This is a genomic window from Vibrio plantisponsor (assembly GCF_013041605.1).
In the GTDB taxonomy this organism is placed as follows: Bacteria; Pseudomonadota; Gammaproteobacteria; order Enterobacterales; family Vibrionaceae; genus Vibrio; species Vibrio plantisponsor.
Genome location: NZ_JABEQC010000014.1, coordinates 9,117 through 26,656 on the forward strand (window position 1 = coordinate 9,117; position 17,540 = coordinate 26,656).

The 17,540-nt window shown below is 43.7% G+C and carries 17 protein-coding genes and 1 pseudogene; 9 read left to right on the forward strand and 9 right to left on the reverse strand.

Annotated elements, in window-relative coordinates:
• Together HKI82_RS17195 and HKI82_RS17200 are read left to right on the forward strand one after the other, a co-directional pair.
• Positions 1 to 439: pseudogene (locus HKI82_RS17195) on the forward strand (glycosyl hydrolase family 26); the annotation flags it as partial.
• 8 nt (positions 440 to 447) lie between these two features.
• Positions 448 to 747: a type VI secretion system PAAR protein gene (locus HKI82_RS17200; RefSeq protein WP_032474967.1), complete on the forward strand. Its 300-nt coding sequence runs from the start codon at positions 448 to 450 to the stop codon at positions 745 to 747.
• A 794-nt stretch (positions 748 to 1,541) separates the two neighbouring features.
• Here the strand turns inward: HKI82_RS17200 and HKI82_RS17205 are convergent.
• Positions 1,542 to 2,615, reverse strand: coding sequence for a hypothetical protein (locus HKI82_RS17205; RefSeq protein WP_171138694.1), 1,074 nt, complete (start codon positions 2,613 to 2,615; stop codon positions 1,542 to 1,544).
• Positions 2,616 to 3,495: 880 nt separating this feature from the next.
• On the opposite strand from HKI82_RS17205, the gene HKI82_RS17210 reads away from it, so the two are divergent.
• Together HKI82_RS17210 and HKI82_RS17215 are read left to right on the forward strand one after the other, a co-directional pair.
• On the forward strand, positions 3,496 to 4,173 hold the full coding sequence (locus HKI82_RS17210) for an inovirus Gp2 family protein (protein ID WP_113620413.1): 678 nt from the start codon (positions 3,496 to 3,498) through the stop codon (positions 4,171 to 4,173).
• A 115-nt stretch (positions 4,174 to 4,288) separates the two neighbouring features.
• A complete protein-coding gene (locus HKI82_RS17215) occupies positions 4,289 to 4,726 on the forward strand; it encodes an RNase H family protein (RefSeq protein WP_055467093.1) in 438 nt (145 codons plus the stop codon).
• A gap of 60 nt (positions 4,727 to 4,786) precedes the next feature.
• On the opposite strand, the gene HKI82_RS17220 is transcribed toward HKI82_RS17215, so the two are convergent.
• The 8 genes from HKI82_RS17220 to radC all read right to left on the reverse strand — a co-directional run bounded on the left by HKI82_RS17220 (position 4,787) and on the right by radC (position 11,120).
• Positions 4,787 to 5,122, reverse strand: coding sequence for a hypothetical protein (locus tag HKI82_RS17220; RefSeq protein WP_113620414.1), 336 nt, complete (start codon positions 5,120 to 5,122; stop codon positions 4,787 to 4,789).
• Between the two features lie 299 nt (positions 5,123 to 5,421).
• A complete protein-coding gene (locus HKI82_RS17225) occupies positions 5,422 to 6,843 on the reverse strand; it encodes a GTPase (protein WP_171138695.1) in 1,422 nt (473 codons plus the stop codon).
• 164 nt (positions 6,844 to 7,007) lie between these two features.
• Positions 7,008 to 8,486 carry a hypothetical protein gene (locus tag HKI82_RS17230; protein ID WP_113620416.1) on the reverse strand — a complete coding sequence of 493 codons (1,479 nt, stop codon included), beginning with the start codon at positions 8,484 to 8,486 and terminating at the stop codon, positions 7,008 to 7,010.
• 44 nt (positions 8,487 to 8,530) lie between these two features.
• Complete coding sequence (locus tag HKI82_RS17235) at positions 8,531 to 9,235, reverse strand: WYL domain-containing protein (RefSeq protein ID WP_143679332.1); 705 nt, start codon at positions 9,233 to 9,235, stop codon at positions 8,531 to 8,533.
• Between the two features lie 210 nt (positions 9,236 to 9,445).
• Entirely contained in the window at positions 9,446 to 9,694 is a 249-nt protein-coding gene (locus HKI82_RS17240) for a hypothetical protein (RefSeq protein WP_113620418.1), read from the reverse strand.
• A gap of 14 nt (positions 9,695 to 9,708) precedes the next feature.
• Positions 9,709 to 10,158, reverse strand: a complete 450-nt coding sequence (locus HKI82_RS17245) for a DUF2787 domain-containing protein (RefSeq protein ID WP_113620419.1) — start codon at positions 10,156 to 10,158, stop codon at positions 9,709 to 9,711.
• 69 nt (positions 10,159 to 10,227) lie between these two features.
• A complete protein-coding gene (locus HKI82_RS17250) occupies positions 10,228 to 10,662 on the reverse strand; it encodes a DUF2787 domain-containing protein (RefSeq protein WP_171138696.1) in 435 nt (144 codons plus the stop codon).
• Positions 10,659 to 11,120, reverse strand: a complete 462-nt coding sequence (gene radC / locus HKI82_RS17255) for a RadC family protein (RefSeq protein ID WP_000133299.1) — start codon at positions 11,118 to 11,120, stop codon at positions 10,659 to 10,661. Before radC ends, HKI82_RS17250 begins: the two co-directional genes overlap by 4 nt.
• 159 nt (positions 11,121 to 11,279) lie before the next feature.
• On the opposite strand from radC, the gene HKI82_RS17260 reads away from it, so the two are divergent.
• The 5 genes from HKI82_RS17260 to HKI82_RS17280 all read left to right on the forward strand — a co-directional run bounded on the left by HKI82_RS17260 (position 11,280) and on the right by HKI82_RS17280 (position 17,536).
• On the forward strand, positions 11,280 to 11,456 hold the full coding sequence (locus tag HKI82_RS17260; protein WP_001211489.1) for an AlpA family transcriptional regulator: 177 nt from the start codon (positions 11,280 to 11,282) through the stop codon (positions 11,454 to 11,456).
• Positions 11,457 to 11,569: 113 nt separating this feature from the next.
• Positions 11,570 to 13,183 carry a TIGR04141 family sporadically distributed protein gene (locus HKI82_RS17265; RefSeq protein ID WP_171138697.1) on the forward strand — a complete coding sequence of 538 codons (1,614 nt, stop codon included), beginning with the start codon at positions 11,570 to 11,572 and terminating at the stop codon, positions 13,181 to 13,183.
• 153 nt (positions 13,184 to 13,336) lie between these two features.
• The gene (mads1, locus tag HKI82_RS17270) at positions 13,337 to 13,516 is read left to right on the forward strand and encodes a methylation-associated defense system helix-turn-helix domain-containing protein MAD1 (RefSeq protein WP_102566318.1); all 180 of its coding nucleotides are present in this window, start codon (positions 13,337 to 13,339) and stop codon (positions 13,514 to 13,516) included.
• A gap of 86 nt (positions 13,517 to 13,602) precedes the next feature.
• Positions 13,603 to 16,272 carry a type I restriction-modification system subunit M gene (locus tag HKI82_RS17275; protein WP_171138698.1) on the forward strand — a complete coding sequence of 890 codons (2,670 nt, stop codon included), beginning with the start codon at positions 13,603 to 13,605 and terminating at the stop codon, positions 16,270 to 16,272.
• Positions 16,265 to 17,536 (forward strand): restriction endonuclease subunit S, encoded by a 1,272-nt coding sequence (locus tag HKI82_RS17280; RefSeq protein WP_171138699.1) that lies wholly within the window; start codon positions 16,265 to 16,267, stop codon positions 17,534 to 17,536. Before HKI82_RS17275 ends, HKI82_RS17280 begins: the two co-directional genes overlap by 8 nt.
• Positions 17,537 to 17,540: the final 4 nt, after the last annotated feature.

Consider the following 17,540-nt stretch of genomic DNA (forward strand, 5'->3'; position numbering starts at 1 on the left):
TAAGTCTATTCCTCGTTGGCGTTGGGTCGATGCGACACCGATTCGTGAGGACAACCCAGAGCAAATGAAGCAGTTATATCGTGCGTATACAGACCTCATCAAGTTAATGGAAGCGCGTGATTTCGAAGGACTCAAAATGGCGTATTCGCTGTCGATGCGAGAATATGCGATGGCCGACGGATATTTTTCCTCACCAGAAGACTGGTTTGATGCAGTTGGGTTTGAAACCAATTTCAGCCATTGGGAAGACGCGGAAGTAGAACCTCGCCGTGACTGGAGTGAATATGAGCTGAAGTCGTACATGGGAGGGCGTCTTGTTCGCCTAATGGATAACCGAAGCCATTCCCCGCTGAGAATCGGTTCCAACGAAAACAACAAAATCGTGTCCATTCTTCCATATTTTTCAATGATCGACGGCCGGGTTGTCGTTTCTCGTTAGGAGGCTCTATGCCAGGTGCAGCAAGACTGGGCGACATCGGCTCTGAACATGACTGTTTTCCGCCAACGTCCATAACGGCGGGGAGCTCTGGGGTCATGATTAATTACCAGCCGGCGATTCGACAAGGAGACCCGTTGCAAGATCATGGTTGTCCCTGTGACAAAACGCCGCACGGTAATCATCCCAGAGCGGTGTCTGGCGGTTCATCGGGTGTGTTTATCGATGGGAAGCCAGCGGCTCGTTTAGGTGATGCGATTGATTGCGGAGGCACGATAGCCTCCGCATCTTCGGATGTGATGATTGGGTAGTAAAGTGATAAAAAACATACTCGTTTCCTTATTTTTACTTTCTATGCCTCTCTCGATTGTGTCGGCGATCATTTTTAATGAACAAGGTGGACTTATTATCGCGCTCTGGTTTGCCATTGCGATCGGACTCACTGGGTTTGGGGCAGTTCGTCGATTTAGAGAGGAGCTGTCTTGGCGGTATGGAGAAACGACGGGGATCATCGTCGAATTTGAGGAGTCCGTTAGATACGAGCAGGCTGGAGAGTCAATCACTGATCGAGAGTACTATTACACACCGATCATTGAGTATACGTGGGAGGAAACAGTCTACCGAACGGAAACACTAGTGGGGTACGGGCCGAATGCCCTTCGGCTTTCAGGGCGAAATGTCGGAGATGAGGTTGTCTTGCGTGTTCCGATTGAATGTCCTGAGCAAGCGAGGGAGAAGACTTTCTTCTCCGTCTACGTTCATTTGTTTATTGGTATAGTATCGTGCTCTCTGTCTTTGGGGCTCATCTGGATGATTGTTTTAATGCCTCGCCCGATATAGACGCAAATCACTTCTAGTGTATAGGTTGGGGCGTCTGAAGAGACGCGCCTCAAAGGGATACTAGCCTCTCTACTCCGTGATGATTTGACTCTTAATCAAACGCCATACCTGATCGACGTATGACCAAATGAGACCAACTGACTAAGGGAATAATGACAGTGGGTAATCATGAACGCCGCATAGACTAGTGCAATTTTGACTAAGAGGTGTTTATTAGAGCATGAGTTATTCTCAAATCTACGAGTAAGGTATTTTTCATTGTCGATTATTCTATGTCATCATCTTTTAATCTTGCCCTATTTTGATTGAAATCATGCCATTCTTTATCAATAATTTTACGTATGGTGGTTTTTATAGGTTTTCCATTCGACATTATTTTTAGCTTTCTATAGTGATCTTCAGTTAATTCAATTGAAAAATCAGGGGTGTTTTTAGTTTCAAAAGCTATTTTTTTTCGAGAAAATTTGCTTTTTATATTTTTTAGTTCTTTGTCCCTGTCTTCAAATTTGTTGAGGAATATTATAATATCTAAGTAGTTTTGTATAAAGATATTAATGTGGTCACTATCAGGTTCTGCATAATGATGTATGTTTAAACTTGATTTTAAATTATTGTATACCCAAGAGCTCAGTTCGTAATTCGATGAAGTGGTAATATCCCAGTTTTCAGGAATTTTTAATCTGACCTTATCATAGCTTTCTTTGATGCTAGATATTGTTTCAAATAGCCAACACTCACCCTTTCTCGATGATGTTTGATATTTAATAAAGGCATCTATAATTATCTCATCTATATTTTTATTATTTTCGTTTAATGTTAAAAGTTGTGATAAAAATGGAAATCCAAGATATTTCCTTTTCTGGCTAATACCTAATCCTAATGTATATGTTCTTGTTCTGTTTTTTAATTTATCTTTTTTTGAATGGCATTCATTTGGATGGTTTACATCTAATTCGATGATTAATCTTATTATCGTTAGAGTAAAGAACGTTGCTCGTGGATTTTTGTTTATCCAAGATATATTTTTCCTAAGATCGCTAAGAGTTATTAAATCTCTTCTTAATTGGTCAAGACAATAGCTAATGTCTTCTATCTCTTTATTTCCTAAATGCCCTTCAGAAAAATCAATACTTGTTATTCCAACCTTTATATAGAGAGATGAGGTGAATTTTTCTTGAAGTTGACTTCTTTTTAAATTAATTAAATCTTCATTTTCCTTTATTACTCTTTCTCCGCTATAGGAATTTAAAAGATTGATCATGTCGATTAGGTTTTCATTAATTTCATTATTGAATTCCCTTATTCTATTTCTAATAAATGTAATTTTATTGTTAATCATTCTATTGTCATTCTCTGTGGTTTTCGTACATTAATTTCTACATTTTTATGTAGAAATGTCGAGGTTTTGTTGTGAAAAAAGTGAGATTTTTAACGCTTTTTTATGTCGATAAAATGTAGAAATCTTTTGATAGACCCCCGTGATAACTAGGTTTGTTCGGTTGAGAGGGAGTGGAGGTGAAACGGATTATTGGCTTTTTCTATCAATGTCGAAATGTGGCTATCAAAGATTTTTTCACAAGTGAAATTATGAGGCATTTTATGTCCTGTTGAATTTATATATTCGGGCTTGTCTATTGGGCAATAGTTAGATTTTTAAACTTTTTAGCTTTGAAATTTAATTTTGGTATTATCTATCTGTAAATTTTAAGTGTTGCAGCGTTTTTGTAATGTGATATTTCTAACTAATTTGGTTTTAATTAACGCGATGGACTTTACTATAGGTGAGTGGTGGGGATCTTTGTTAATTTTGTATAGGGGTTCGAAATCAGTGTAGGCGGTGCTTGTTGTATATCCTGCTTAATCTGTATATATCAGAGATGAAGAATTAGGTAAATGGTCTGTAATTACTCTTTAAATGTGATTATTTTCTATACTTTAATTTGAAACCTAATCAAAGGTCTTTCTACGATGTTTTTGGGATTTTTTAATTATTAATTTTTTTATTTGAGTGTATTGAGGTCTTTTTTTGTTCTTTCTGGATTAAGTGTTTCTGTTTTTAAGTTTTAAATGTGTCTGTTTGGTTAATATTATTAGCATCTTGTTGTTGATGTCTTATCTAAAACACATACAGCACAAGTTGTTGTTAAATTTAATAGTGATGTTTACTTTAAATAACGGCATGAGGCTATCTATGAACCAACTAGTAGGAGTAGGTAGAAATGAATGTACGATCTAGAAAAAATAAGAACCTAAAAATGACAACCAAAAGTACTTTTTTAGGTAGGCCGATTCAAACAACACATGGCCCTCTGTGTATTGATTATTTAGAGAAAATACACGATACCATTGAACGGGCACTGGATGATTATCCACGCCTTATGGCTTTACGTGTGGATCTAAAATTCCCCCAAATGCGAGAGCGAGAAGATTTGGGTTATTTAATGACGGACTTTATTCGTTCATTACAGTCGCAGATCGATCATTCCGGTCGAAAAAAGAAAAGAGAAGGGGGGAGAGTGCATCCTTGTAGGGTGCGAAGTATTTGGGTGAAAGAGCGCTCAACATCGATCAATGACCATTACCACCTGGTTCTGCTTTTTAATAAGGACAGATTCAACTGGTTGGGAAAGACTCTATCCCATCCAGAGAATTTAGGCGGATTTATCGTCGAGGCTTGGGCTAGAGTCGTTGGTGTTGATTATGACGAGGCTAACGGACTGGTGTATTTCTCTAAGGACAAGAGGAAAGATAGCGTAGTGATCCATCGTTTAGATCGTCATTCGGCGAACTTTGACGATGCATTTGATGACCTGTTCAAGCATGTTAGTTATTTGGCAAAAGAAGATACCAAACACTTTGGTAACCGTAAGCGAAATTTTGGTTACTCGCTACGGTAACTAGTTCTATCAAATATTCCAGTTCAAATATTCAGTACCTTCTTTTTTTACCTCAGGTTCTTATCTGTTGAAGAGGAGCAATAACGTGACTCATTAAGTTAAGAAGGTACATGCTATGACTCAATCACATTACACGCTTTATATTGGTGTTTCGGTCAATAAAGATAAAACTCAAGGAGCAGTCGGAGTGGCTATTTACGATGAGGAACATCAATTAGCTGATAGTTTCGCTGTGCTGGTGGATCGTAACATTGATAGTACGGAGCTAGAGCTTACTGCTATCGTCGAGTGTTTACGTTACGCATTTAATGACGATGTCATTTACAGCACTAGCGACTTCTGTGTGCGTGGCTATAACGAATGGCTAGATGATTGGAAGAAAAGAGGGTGGCGTAAATCAGATAAGAAGCCAGTGGCCTACCGTCAGCTTTGGCAGTTGGTGGACGAAGAGCGTAGCGAAAAGTTCGTTGATGTGCGCAAACAGCGTTCGTCTCCAGAATTAGATTTAGCCTATAGATTGGCAAAAGAGGAACTAGAAGAAGAAGCTCGTTAACTTTAAAAATTGAAGAGATAGGCCAACCAGCCTTATCGGTGAGCCTATCTCTCGATGGTGTTACTTTTTGTAGTTCACTTCCAGTTTGTCGGCCAAGGGATACTTGGCAATTTCATAATCAGGGTTCAAGGTTGCCAATTTGTGTGCAGCGATTGAGGCGGCTGAAGCCAGTCCAAAAATGGCCGCAGGACCTGATGCTAATGCGGCTACCATAGTCGCGGAGCGCCCAGCGGTATACACACGACATTTCAGTCCCTGACGTTCTATAAGATCTTCAATTTTCTTCACGGTTTGAGAGAAGTTTTTCACGTTGGTGAGTGTGAATGATTCTCGACGAGAGATGTGCTCTTTCAGAGCGGCTTCGTCAAGGTGGTGTAATACATTGCCTTTACTCATAATTTGTCCTTAGCGCTCTCGTCTGAAAGCATGATAGTGGGTTGACGTTAGAATACGAACGAGTGAGACATAGGCTGTCTCACTGAAATTGGTTGATGCGCTTTTGTGAACTAGCTCAGATTTTAGAGTGCAGAGCCGATTTTTCATGGCTAAATTAGCAGGGATAAGAGTGGTTTTTTTGTAAATGGGCTTTTGGTTAAGTTGTTGTTATTTAATGATTTTGTTGTGCCCGAAGAACGACCTAAGCGCTTTGTTTGAATAAGGGGGATTGGTTCCCCCATCTGTTGACTGTATTCGATTTACTCTCTGTGCTCGGGGCTAAAGGTGGCGAAGTTTTGGGCATCTTTACCTTGGGTTTCGAGCTGTGCTTTAAGCCAGTTAAATACTTCCAGAGTGCCAACCGGACCATCTGTATGGATACGGTCATCGGGGTCAAACGCGGTTTCTATCAATGTCACGCCTGCCAATCTTTGTTTGGCTGTTTCACGCAATTTTTCCAAATCTCGTGGGCGCACCATATCGACCTTGTTTAGACAAACGACAATCGGTTTGTCCAAACGGGTAAGCTTATTTAAGATTTGTACATCAATATCAGAAACGCCTCTGGCAAGGTCTATGATCATGACAAAGATATCGACGTTGTGCAGATGTTCGTGAGTCAGGCTGTTGACCGACGGGTTAATATCATTAAAACCCGGAAAGTTGATTAAGTTAATTGCGTAATCTTCATCGAGTGGATAGAGCTCAGCTTCACTCGTTGCCCCTGCAATCGGGTCGACATTTTGTGTATCTAACCCAAACACGGCATTAAAGAAAGCATCTTTCCCTACCGAACCATCACCGACTACGCCAATATTAATTCTGTTCAGGACAAGTTGTCTTAACGCGGCGATGTGAACAACAGCAGGAATCGTTTTGCGGTAAGCGGGACCTGCGAGAGCCGTAGCAGCCCAGAGCCCACTAGCCGTCCATCCCACAGGACCTAAGAATGACGACACGGCTCTGGCTATGATTGGGCTTGCAGCAAAAGGAAGTCCTTTACCAATAATGGCCTTGCTAATCCAATGTGCGACGATGATGGAATATTTATAGACGACAAATCCCCCGTATTTTTTTAAAAGCAGTTGAATGAGTAGTATGCTGGATGCACCAACAGGGATTTCTTGATAGTCGATACCTAGGCTGCGAAAGAGTGCATCCCTTTCACTTTGACTCATCTGCTCATAAGCATCGACAAACAGTTTTTCAATGATCCGCTTTTCGAGCTCTTCCGTGGAGTATTGTTCGTAGTTTGCGCCTTGAATGAGATCTACGGCTCCAGAAACAAAAGCGCCTGTGTTGGAAGTGATGCCCCCTATGGCATCGACAATAGAGTCGGCGGATTGACTGATAAACGATGAGTAATTAGGCGTGGCTTCTGCTTTGACTTTTTTAGCCACATCTATCACCACTTCTCGATAAGTGGCGACGTCGGTGTCCGTGTCTTTTCCTAGGGCTTCTTTGAGCTTGTGCTTTGCCATTCTTGTCGTGGTGGCAAGGGTGTTGCTGCCCGCTTTACGTAGGTGCCAAGCAATACGCTGAGCATCTTGCCGTAAGGTATCGGGTTTAAACTGACATTCGCTCTCGCTGAGTTTGAGGTATTCCAGAATAGGAAGCACTTCTTCAGGATTGTAAGCCAGAGCGCGTTGGAGTACATCGACTTCACTGAGGGATTGCGGCATAGGGAGGCTCCGTGGTATTGGCTATCGTGTGAGCCACCAGCATACGGATGAGCGAGACATATCGTGTCTTGCTTGTTAGCGGAGGTGAATGTCGAGTAGGAGTTGTGAAAAGAGTCACAAAAAAAGGTGGGAGATTTCCCACCTTGGTCGTTGGCAAGTGGTGACTAATTACCAACTAAGTTTAAGCAGCTAGTCATGTCCATGACAGTAAGGCTCGTTTTATCCAAACCACACGACACGGTATAGGTGCCATTCGCGGCGGTGTTGGTTATTATCCATAGCCCAGTCGAGCGATGCTCGGTGTAAATCATGCTGCCATCGTTGAGATAATCCCAAGCTGAGCGTATCCAACTGAGCGCGCCATATCCTTCCGTTAAATCAATCTCTGGACTAATAGTGCTGACGCCATCAAAGGCGGTAGGCGCATCAATCAGTTGATTGGTCAGGGCGTAGTTCAAACCGTCGACATTGGCATTATCTCCTGACTCAAAATCAAACTGAGCGTAGGTAATGTAACGGCCGTATTGGTCTTTTGTCATGGCGGTGAGCGGTGTGCCTGAACGATTGGCATCGATATCGAGCGCTTCACATTCTGCCGCATCATTGACGCCACCTTGCGCGTTTATCGCAAATTCATAATAGACGTCACCGACTGTATTGCCTTTTTGATTGGCTCGCAGTTGCTTGGTGCAGTGATAAGCCGAACTTGGGTAACTGTTCGAAGTATATTCATCCATCACCACAAATGTCTCGCTGTCATTGTATTGACCAAGTGTGGTGTTGGTTTTTAGGTAATGAGTCATGGTGACAATGGTGTCTAAATCATTGCTGACCTGATACACGGTTTCCTGTGCGTACTCAGGGTGACCGACATACTCTTTTCGATACCAAGTATCCGCCACACTGATGTCGTTTGAGGCAGGATTACCTAGCCAATACTCCACATACGCAACATGAGCATCGGGGTAAAGGGCTTCAAAGACGCGCGTTTCTTCATACGCTTTGGCCAGACCTATGGTGAGCGACTGAGCCAATTGATGTTGAGCGGTATTGCCTTGCTTAATGAAGTCTCCATATAAGTCACTGACGGCAATGTTATAGCGGTTTGCTAAACGATACTCTTGCTCGGCAACGCGCTGTTTGATTTTTCCTTGCAAGGATGAATTGGCGGCCAGTGTTTGGCAGCCGTCCGCACCAAGTTCACTCAGCTCAGTTTTAATCGCATTCCAAATCACGGTGGTGAATGGCGTCGTGTTCAAAATGTCATTGCTGTAGTTTGATGAAAACTTCGGTGGAAAGGTGAGTCGGTAGGCTTCACTGACCACACCATAGTCGGAATCGTAAGCGCCGACAGGCACATCAATGATAACCGGCGCGTAATCGGCGCAAACACCGTCTACGCCTGAAAATTCAAACTGACCATTTTGGTCGGTCAGTGCCGAAGGTTCGTTGTCGTCTAATTGACCATTAAGATTGTAGTCGACAAAAGCGGTGGCCCCTTCGACATAGCCGTCAATAGCCACACCCGTGAGGTCCGCTTGACTGCCTGATGTGCTATTGCTGTCGCTACTGCCGCCTCCGCATGCGGTTAAGCTGGCAGTGACCAATGCTAGTAGCACCGTATTCAATTTGAATGATTGCATAATGGTGTCCTTGAATGATGAAAAATAGGAGTAACTCAGCGAACTTATCGCTGAGTGGGAATAACCGTATCGGAGAGTGAGAAGTCACTCGGGTACTCAAAAGTGAAGGTGGATATGTCCGCCTGAATAATGTCGGAGAAGGCGAGCACGTCACGCTCGTGTTTGTGTTCGTACACAAGGTAGAGCATGCCTTTTTCCCAAATCAGGCCGAGTGGGGTGAGGTAGTCAGTATGGGTGTCATCAATGAGTGTTAAGCGAACCTGACGCTTAGCATTAATGGCTTGGCTGAGCCGCTCGAACACATCAAAGTCGTAGTCGTCTTGCTTGGGTAGCGCGAGACGCACCTCAATTTTGGCTGGCTCCATCACATCGTCAATTTGCAGTGGCATAAAAGTTTCGTGAATGCCTTGCTCAAAGTGAACCGGCAGCAGACCTTTCACCGATGAAAAGCACAGCCCGAGCAGCATGGTTTCCCATGAAGCAGACGAGACTTTGTTGTGGTATTTACGCTTGTAGGTGTAACTGTTACGCGCACGTTCAAACCGTTCGACTTGGAAATAGTCGGGGTAGTACATGATGACGTTGAGGTAGCGCTGAATGGTGCGCTTAGTGCGATTGACGCCCAGCTCGGATAAGCGAACTCGCAGCTCTTCAGCCGAAATTTCTCGCAATCGCGGAATGTGTGAATAGATTTCAAAGATGAGCTTAAAGTGCTCATCGGTTGTGAGTGTGTAGTCTGAGGGTTGCATGGCATCACCAACTTTCGTCTACCCAGCCACACGCACTGAGCGCAGTGCTTCAGTGAATGTCACGGATAGGGGTTAAACGAAGACTGGTGGCCACACAGTCTTAACGGGTCCTTATTGCAATGAGGCTAGGGTATGGATGAGCGAGACATATTCTGTCTCGCTCGGTGGAGAGGTTGCATATCTGTGATTGAGTTGGCATTTTGCGACGTATTACAGCATTGCTTGGCGGATTTCTTTGAGTAGATAACCGCGCTCGAGCAGTTCGCGCACGGCGGCCCAGCGCAGAGCCTGAGTCGATGAGCAAGACCGGACGAGCTCAAGCAAGTCATGGTCACTGTGTTCTCTCACCTCATCGCGAGCCTTTTGGTATTGAGCATGAAGATAATGACCGCCTTTTGTGATGACTTGCAGTAAGAGCACAGACAGCGTTCGGCGTAGTGATGGGGGATGTTTGTTCATGGGCTACCTTTTGATTATTGAGCGGTGATGTTTATCTCATCAAAGGCGTCCATATCGACGTAAGCCAGAAAGTTACTTTCCCATAACTGGTACAGCTCTTTTGCATCAGGGCGGCCTTGCATGGGCAACCAACCTCGATGAGCGACAAAGAACTCACCGACACGAAAATCAAAATCTAAGGTTCGTTCAAGCTCCGGGTAGTAATTTCCGATGTAGGCAAAATCGGTGATGTACTCGATGCTCCAATCGCCGCTGGTGGTGTGACAAATACCCACCTCAACCGGATGAAAACCACCTTCATCCGCGCTGTAACTCTTATCGCGAAAGTTGAACACCAGATAACGACTGGCGGCGAGTGTGCCACTGCTGTCATTGACTAACTGCTCGGTGAGTTGCTCACTCAGTAGGGCATGCAGTTTGTCTGAAATCGGTAAGAGGGAAGATGTAAAGGTTAATGAAGACATAGCAAGACCTCCTTAGGTCAGGATGAAGTCGAAAAAGAAAAAGGAAATGGAGATAAAATAGGTGTGGAGCTAAAACTCACGAACCATGGTTAGCTGCACCTCATCAAACACGTTGCGTGAAAGGTGGCGAGCAAAGGCTTTCATCCACACCATGAGCAGTTCAAGTACCTCAGGGTGAGATAGGTCAGCGGCCCCCGAATCGGGTTGATAGCACCAACGATTGACTAGATGGAAATAGAGCTCAGGTTCAACCGCGATACTGCTTTCATTGGGATAAGAAAAACTGGCAAAACACACTATCTGCCAATCACTGGATGGTGACTCACGTTTAAGCTGTACTTCAATCGGGTGCAATCCTTGTCGATGTAAGTAATAACCTTTTTGGCGGCAGTTCAGCACAATGCGCTCAGCAGACTCTGAAATGCAGTAGCGAGCCAACAATTGCTCTAGTGCCTGGTGAAGGGCTCCATCGAGTTCAATGTCGCCATAGCATTGTTCAATCATAACCAGCCCCTCTCAGCAAAAGAGACACTGTCTTTCCCCACTACTATGTGGTCCAGCACTCGGATATCCACCAGCGCTAAAGCGTCTTTCAACCTTTCGGTAATGCGTCTGTCGGCTTGTGACGGCGTTGCATCTCCAGAAGGGTGGTTATGGGCCAATATCACGGCCGCGGCATTGACTTCTAGCACCGTTTTCACCACTTCACGCGGATAGACGCTGGCCGCATCAATGGTGCCGTGGAACAGCTCTTTAAACTCAATCAGTCGGTTTTGGTTATCCAGCAGCAACAAGGCAAACACCTCGCGCTCATAGGTCCCGAGTTTGCAGCGAATGTACTCCTTAGTGGCATCTGGATTGGTGAGCGCGTCGCCGCGCACGTAACGGTGAGCGAGTATCTCAGCGGCATGTTCAAGAATTTGGTTTTCTTGATAACGCTGCTCTTTTGTGTAATCGGTCATATCAGGCTCCAAGTGAGGTTCATTAACGGGATACACGTTAATGACATATGCCTGAGAATTTTTTGATTAAGCCTTGATGCGACAAGGCTTAACACATCACCGTCTTTTTTTACGCCAGCGCTTTATCCCATGAGGACCACAGACATAGGAGAACGTCCCATGAGATTTCTAAAGCTAAAAGAAGTAATGGAAAAGACAGCACTGAGCCGTTCGGCAATTTACCGCAAGATGAATGACGGGGAGTTCCCAGAATCGGTGAGTTTGGGTGATAGGGCGGTGGCTTGGGTGGAAAGTGAAGTGGATGAGTGGATGGTGGAGTGTCTGAAAAATAGATAACAATAGGAAGATTCGTAACAGGAAAGGTGAGAATTATTTATCAATTTGATTTTACGATATTTTTGAACTTTATTAATTGGTGGATGATTTACTTACATTAGGGCATAAAGGGTATGGCTACGCTTACAAAAACAAGAAAGGAAAAACTTTCAATTTATCTTGCAAGAGATAGCCATAAACCAATATCAGAACTCATCAGATTAGATAATGTGAAAAGGCCAATTCAGCTAAATTTACCAGATACAGAGTTGGCAGAGCTTTACATTAAAATCCAGCCTCCCAAAACCGTGCCACCTTGGACAAAAATCTTTACTGATAGCAATCAAGTTGAATCTGAAGAATTTGGCACATCTTCTAACGTCGGAGCTGTACTCGTGGTGATAGTGGCTGGTTCAACTTTCGTATTGTCATTTGGTATGGGATTTCACCTAATTAAACAAGAGGCTATTGAACGAGATTTTGGGCTCAAGGTGACCTTGAACTCAGTCGATCCAGACAAGCTCAGAAGCCTAGACAAAGCAAGCTATGACCACAACCCTTTAAACTCTAGAACCCAGAGTACTAGAGATGTGGATATATTTAACCTTCACCTCGATTCAGAAAGCGAGATGCTGTACGCCATTACTGGAGTTTCTCAAGTCGATCTATTTGGTAGTCATGTAACCGGTCGTGATGCCTTGACCATTGCAGTCGAAACCGATTTAGCTAATCTTCCTAAAATACTGTTGGAGTCTGTGCAGCGTTATCGAGCAAAACTACCGGCTAAGTTTAGTTGGGTTGAAGACATAAACAGAGTTCGAGATCTTGATGAGGTAGAAGTTCTCGATATGGAACTCGATAGTCACTTTGAGTTGGGGCAATACGATGGGTTTTGGCTAGGTGAACCTGAAGTGGTTGATTGGGAGTCTCAAATTGGTTACTCCTTCCATATGTCCTCAAGAGCGGTTCGCCATGTAGTGCTTTCTTTAAACGATTATCTTGTTTACTTGGAAGGCGCTGTACCAAGCGTAGAAGCAATGAAACATCATGTTGTTCACGTTAACAATAGTGAATATAAGTCTGTGAAGAGTTGGCCTGTATATCGTTGCTTATACGCAGAAATTAGCTATGGTTCAGACCAGTACATTTTGCGAAACGGCATTTGGTACAAGGTTAATCAAGATTTCGTTACTAGGGTAGATGATTACCTTGCGAGTTTGAATGTTCATCCTTACCAGTTTCCTATTTATAATCATGATAGGGAGGAGGATTACAACCAGCATGTGGTTGCCAATGATTCTAGTTTCTGTCTTATGGACAAGAAAAATATCAAGATTGGAGGTATTTACGACAAATTAGAACATTGTGATCTGATTAGAAATGGTAATGAGTTTATTCATGTGAAGCTGTATAGAAGCTCAAGCACATTGAGTCATCTTTTCTCTCAAGGCTTTGTTGCGGCAGAAGCGTTTATCAAAGACGAATGGTATCGAGAAAGGTTGAATCCTAAGTTACCAGCATCAATCAAGCTTCAAGCGCCAAAAGATAGACCTGATCCTAGCAACTATCATGTGGTCTATGCTATTGCGACAACAAAAAATATTCCTGATGAACTTCCATTTTTTTCCAAAGTAACACTGAAAAATGCGCTAAAAACTCTAGTCGCGCTCAACTACCAGATCTCACTAGCAAAGATAGATGTAGATCCTTTGCTATTAATGAAGAAGAAGTGCAAGCCTAAGCTATAAGTAGCAATCTTCTAAAGTCAAATTGACTTAATTGTATATCAATCGTTCGAATGAGTGATAGATGCGATGTCCATTATTGTCCATTCCCCAATTTTCCCATATTCTCTCACCATTAATTCTGATGAATAAAACCAACATGAGATAACACTCTGAATGGTAGACCAAATTTTAACCTTGAAAGAGGTAGCGGCGTATCTAAAGCTTGCTGAAAAAACCGCCTATCGGCTTGCTAGTGAAGGTAAGCTACCTGGCTTTAAAGTGGGTGGCTCTTGGCGCTTTAAACGTGAAGATCTCGAAGCCTGGATAGAGAAGCAAAAAGGTGTGGCCGAATAGCCTATTGGCAACCAAGCCCATCTATCTTTAATCCATTATCGAATTTAACGGTTCCGCACTGGCTGAACACAATCATTGAGAAAACTATGCAAAAACTGACGCTTAATAAACTGTCCAGCAAGCTCTTCAAAGCTTGTGACATCCTTCGGGGCAAAATGGATGCCTCTGAGTACAAAGAATACATTTTCGGCATCCTGTTCCTTAAGCGCATGTCAGATCAATTCCATAAGGACTATCAAGCGAAAATCAGCGAGCTAAAGAAAGAGGGGCATGACGATGATGAGATCGAACTTCTGCTAGAAGACGAAGAACAGTTTGATTTCTTCGTGCCTGAAAAAGCGCGTTGGGAAAACCTCAAGCACTTGAAAACCAACGTCGGCTCTGGGCTTAACAAAGCGCTGGAAGCATTGGAAGAGAGCAATACCAAGAAAGGCTTGGAAGGCGTACTCAAGCACATTAACTTCAACCGTAAGGTGGGTAAAAAGCCTATCCCCGATGAGCGTCTGGTTGAGTTTATTCAGCACTTTGACAGCATCCCTCTCTCAAATGACGATTTCGAATTCCCCGATCTATTGGGCGCAGCCTACGAATACCTAATCAAATACTTCGCCGACAGTGCAGGCAAAAAAGGTGGTGAGTTTTATACCCCTGCTGAAGTGGTACGCTTGCTGGTGGAAATTCTTGAGCCAGCTGAAGGCATGGAAATCTACGATCCGACCTGTGGCTCGGGCGGTATGCTCATCCAAAGTCGCAACTACGTGCAGGAAACGGGCGGTAACGTTAAGAAAATTCACCTGTTCGGCCAAGAAGACAATGGTGGCACCTGGTCTATCTGTAAGATGAATATGATCTTGCACGGAACAGGTGGCGCAGACATTGAAAATGGTGACACGCTAGCCACACCGCTGCACCGAACCAAAGATGGTGAAGTACGTCCTTTCGATCGCGTAATTGCTAATCCTCCGTTTTCACAAAACTATAAGAAAGCGGATATGCAGCTCAAAGAGCGCTTCAACACCTTTATGCCAGAGTCTGGTAAGAAAGCGGACTTGATGTTTGTGCAACACATGGTGGCTTCGCTCAAAGCCAACGGTAAAGCTGCTGTGGTGATGCCTCATGGCGTATTGTTCCGTGGCGCAGAAGAGCGTACTTGCCGCCAAGACTTTATTGAACGTGGAATTCTTGAAGCCGTGATTGGCCTACCGCAAGGTTTGTTCTACGGTACGGGCATTCCTGCCTGTGTGTTGGTGTTGAATAAAGCAGGGTGTAAAAACCGTGATTCGGTGCTGTTTATTAACGCTGACCGTGAATATCGTGAAGGCAAAAACCAAAACAGCCTACGCCCTGAAGATATTGAGAAAATCACCAGCGTCTATAAAGCCATGCTGGAAGATGATAAGCATCCTGGCGTCGAAAAATATGCGCGTTTGGTTCATAAAGACGAACTCAAGCGTGAAGACTACAACTTCAATATTCGCCGCTATGTCGATAACAGCCCAGCACCTGAGCCTCAAAATGTTAAAGCGCACTTAAATGGCGGTATTCCAACCCAAGAAATTGATGCGCTGCAAAGCACTTGGAATGATTACCCAGGCTTGAAAGAAAGCCTGTTTTTTCCGCGTTCTAACAACGAGTTCCAAGACTTTTTTGAAGAGTTTGAAGCGCTGTCTTCGCTCAAACCACATATTGAAAGCTACCCAGCAGTTCTGAAAAAACATGCGGATTTCCAAGCCGCGTTGGATGATTGGAAACAAGACTTTGCGGGCTTTGAAGCGTTGGGCGACAAAAAGCTCGGCGATGAAGGTGTATTTGCTCTGCGCCGTGAATCTCTGAATACCATTGAAAAGCACCTAATGCCAATCAACCTACTGAACCAATACAAGGTGCGTGGCGCATTGGCAGATTGGTTTAAGACTTTGGAAGCAGATTTCAAATCTGTTGCTGCAAGCGGCTGGAATGCTGAGCTTATTCCTGACGAAGTGCTGTTTGCCAGCCAGTGCGCGGATGTAGTGGAAGAGCTGGAGACCAAACAGGCGCGTATCAGCGAACTACAAGCCTTTGTGGATGCAGCAGATGAAGAAGACTACGAGCCGACCGATGAAAACCCTGCGTTGCCATCTCAATATGTTAAACAGCTGAAAGACGGCCTGAAAGATCATAAAGCGACAATCAATTCTAGCCTGGCAGTGCTGAAGGCTCAGATCAAAGATGCGTTCATCCAACTGAAAAACAGTACCGAGTTACCCACAGGCACCAAGCAAGGGGATTTTACGAAAGGGCTGACGGGCAAAGAGCTGAACTTTGCTGTCCATAGCGAGATCTTTGCGCTTGCGGATGAACTAGAAGTTCAGTTGGATAACCTTGAGCTGCTCAAAGAGCACGCGCGAAAAGGTGCAGTTGCTGTGGCTGAAGCAACAGCGATTGAAACCAAGCTGGCAGCACACAAAGCGTTAGAAGATGAGTTGAAACAGCTGAAAGCGGAAATCAAGGAAACTGAAAAGCTTCGTGATGAACTGCTTGAAGTTGCGCGCAATGAAATTACTGCTGAAGAAGCGAAAGTGTTGATTCTGGACAGGTTCAAAACCGAATTAGACCGCCAATACCAAAGTTATGTCCGTGCATTGTTGCTTGACCGTATTGCTGCAATCGAGAACCTACATCGCAAATACCTAGTTACCGCCAAAAGCATTATTGCTAAGCGAGAACAGGAAGCGTGCAAATTAGCTGGCTTTATGAAGGAGCTTGGCTATGAGTGACTTTTGGGAGGTTCGGATTCAAGATATTGCTGAAGTATTGGTCAGTAATGTAGATAAAAAAAGCTATGCGGGTCAAAAGGCTGTAGTTCTTTGTAACTACATGGATGTCTACTCGAATGATTATATTTCTTCTGATCTTAACTTTATGGAATCAACTGCCTCAGAGGCTGAGATTAAGAAGTTTTCGCTGAGGAAAGGCGATGTCGTTATAACCAAAGATTCAGAGTCCCCTTTCGATATTGGGATTCCGTCAGTTGTAACTGAAGATATTGATGATCTGGTTTGTGGTTATCATTTGGCCATAATTCGACCAAACCTAGATAAGGTTGATCCGTTGTTTTTGGCTAAACAATTGAGTAGTGAAAAAAGCACTCGGTATTTCGCCCGAGTTGCAGCTGGTTCGACACGCTTCGGATTGTCGATTGGTTCCATCCATGCTTTACCGATACAAATTACTTCTCTGGAAGTACAGAAAAAAATAGGCGAAATAGGGCTGACCATCGACAACCAAATTGAAGCCACTCAAGCCCTTATCGACAAATATACTGCCATCAAACAAGGCATGATGGCGGATTTGTTTAGCCGAGGTATCGACCCAGATACCAAAGCCCTTCGCCCAACGTTTGAAGAAGCGCCAGAGCTTTATCATGAGACACCATTGGGAATGTTGCCAAAGGGATGGAATGTCGACACGTTATCGAAATTAGCTGAAAAAATTACTGATGGAGATCATCACACTCCTGAGCGAAGTTCCGAAGGTCGTTATTTGTTAAGCGCACGAAATATTCACGATGGTTATCTAGATTTCTCTAAAGTGGATTATGTCCCAGAGTATGAATACCAGAGAATGATAAAGCGATGCTTCCCCGAAGCTGGTGACATCTTTATTTCTTGCTCAGGTTCAATAGGGCGAGTTTGTGAAGTTCCTGAAAACTTTAGTTGTGCCTTAGTCCGAAGCGTAGCGTTAGTAAAACTGGATAACAACTTGGTGCAGTCCAGTTACATATGCTGGTGGCTCAGGACAGAGAAAATGCAAAAAGCCATGATAAATTCGGCATTACAGGCAGCGCAACCTAACTTGTTTCAAGGTGCTATCGAACAGTTGGACGTAGTTATATGTGCTCCTGAGGAACAACTTTTAATATCAGAAAGGCTCAATGTAATAGAGAACATGATGCTCTTGAATAAAAGTGATTTAAAAAAACTTAAAGTTCAGAAAGCAGGCCTAATGCAAGACCTCTTAACTGGCAAAGTCCCCGTATAACAAA

Coding starts and splice junctions, on each gene's coding strand:
- HKI82_RS17200 (WP_032474967.1), top strand. CDS start 448: ATGCCAGGTGCAGCAAGACTGGGCGACATCGGCTCTGAACATGACTGT.
- HKI82_RS17205 (WP_171138694.1), bottom strand. CDS start 2,615: ATGATTAACAATAAAATTACATTTATTAGAAATAGAATAAGGGAATTC.
- HKI82_RS17210 (WP_113620413.1), top strand. CDS start 3,496: ATGAATGTACGATCTAGAAAAAATAAGAACCTAAAAATGACAACCAAA.
- HKI82_RS17215 (WP_055467093.1), top strand. CDS start 4,289: ATGACTCAATCACATTACACGCTTTATATTGGTGTTTCGGTCAATAAA.
- HKI82_RS17220 (WP_113620414.1), bottom strand. CDS start 5,122: ATGAGTAAAGGCAATGTATTACACCACCTTGACGAAGCCGCTCTGAAA.
- HKI82_RS17225 (WP_171138695.1), bottom strand. CDS start 6,843: ATGCCGCAATCCCTCAGTGAAGTCGATGTACTCCAACGCGCTCTGGCT.
- HKI82_RS17230 (WP_113620416.1), bottom strand. CDS start 8,486: ATGCAATCATTCAAATTGAATACGGTGCTACTAGCATTGGTCACTGCC.
- HKI82_RS17235 (WP_143679332.1), bottom strand. CDS start 9,235: ATGCAACCCTCAGACTACACACTCACAACCGATGAGCACTTTAAGCTC.
- HKI82_RS17240 (WP_113620418.1), bottom strand. CDS start 9,694: ATGAACAAACATCCCCCATCACTACGCCGAACGCTGTCTGTGCTCTTA.
- HKI82_RS17245 (WP_113620419.1), bottom strand. CDS start 10,158: ATGTCTTCATTAACCTTTACATCTTCCCTCTTACCGATTTCAGACAAA.
- HKI82_RS17250 (WP_171138696.1), bottom strand. CDS start 10,662: ATGATTGAACAATGCTATGGCGACATTGAACTCGATGGAGCCCTTCAC.
- radC (WP_000133299.1), bottom strand. CDS start 11,120: ATGACCGATTACACAAAAGAGCAGCGTTATCAAGAAAACCAAATTCTT.
- HKI82_RS17260 (WP_001211489.1), top strand. CDS start 11,280: ATGAGATTTCTAAAGCTAAAAGAAGTAATGGAAAAGACAGCACTGAGC.
- HKI82_RS17265 (WP_171138697.1), top strand. CDS start 11,570: ATGGCTACGCTTACAAAAACAAGAAAGGAAAAACTTTCAATTTATCTT.
- mads1 (WP_102566318.1), top strand. CDS start 13,337: ATGGTAGACCAAATTTTAACCTTGAAAGAGGTAGCGGCGTATCTAAAG.
- HKI82_RS17275 (WP_171138698.1), top strand. CDS start 13,603: ATGCAAAAACTGACGCTTAATAAACTGTCCAGCAAGCTCTTCAAAGCT.
- HKI82_RS17280 (WP_171138699.1), top strand. CDS start 16,265: ATGAGTGACTTTTGGGAGGTTCGGATTCAAGATATTGCTGAAGTATTG.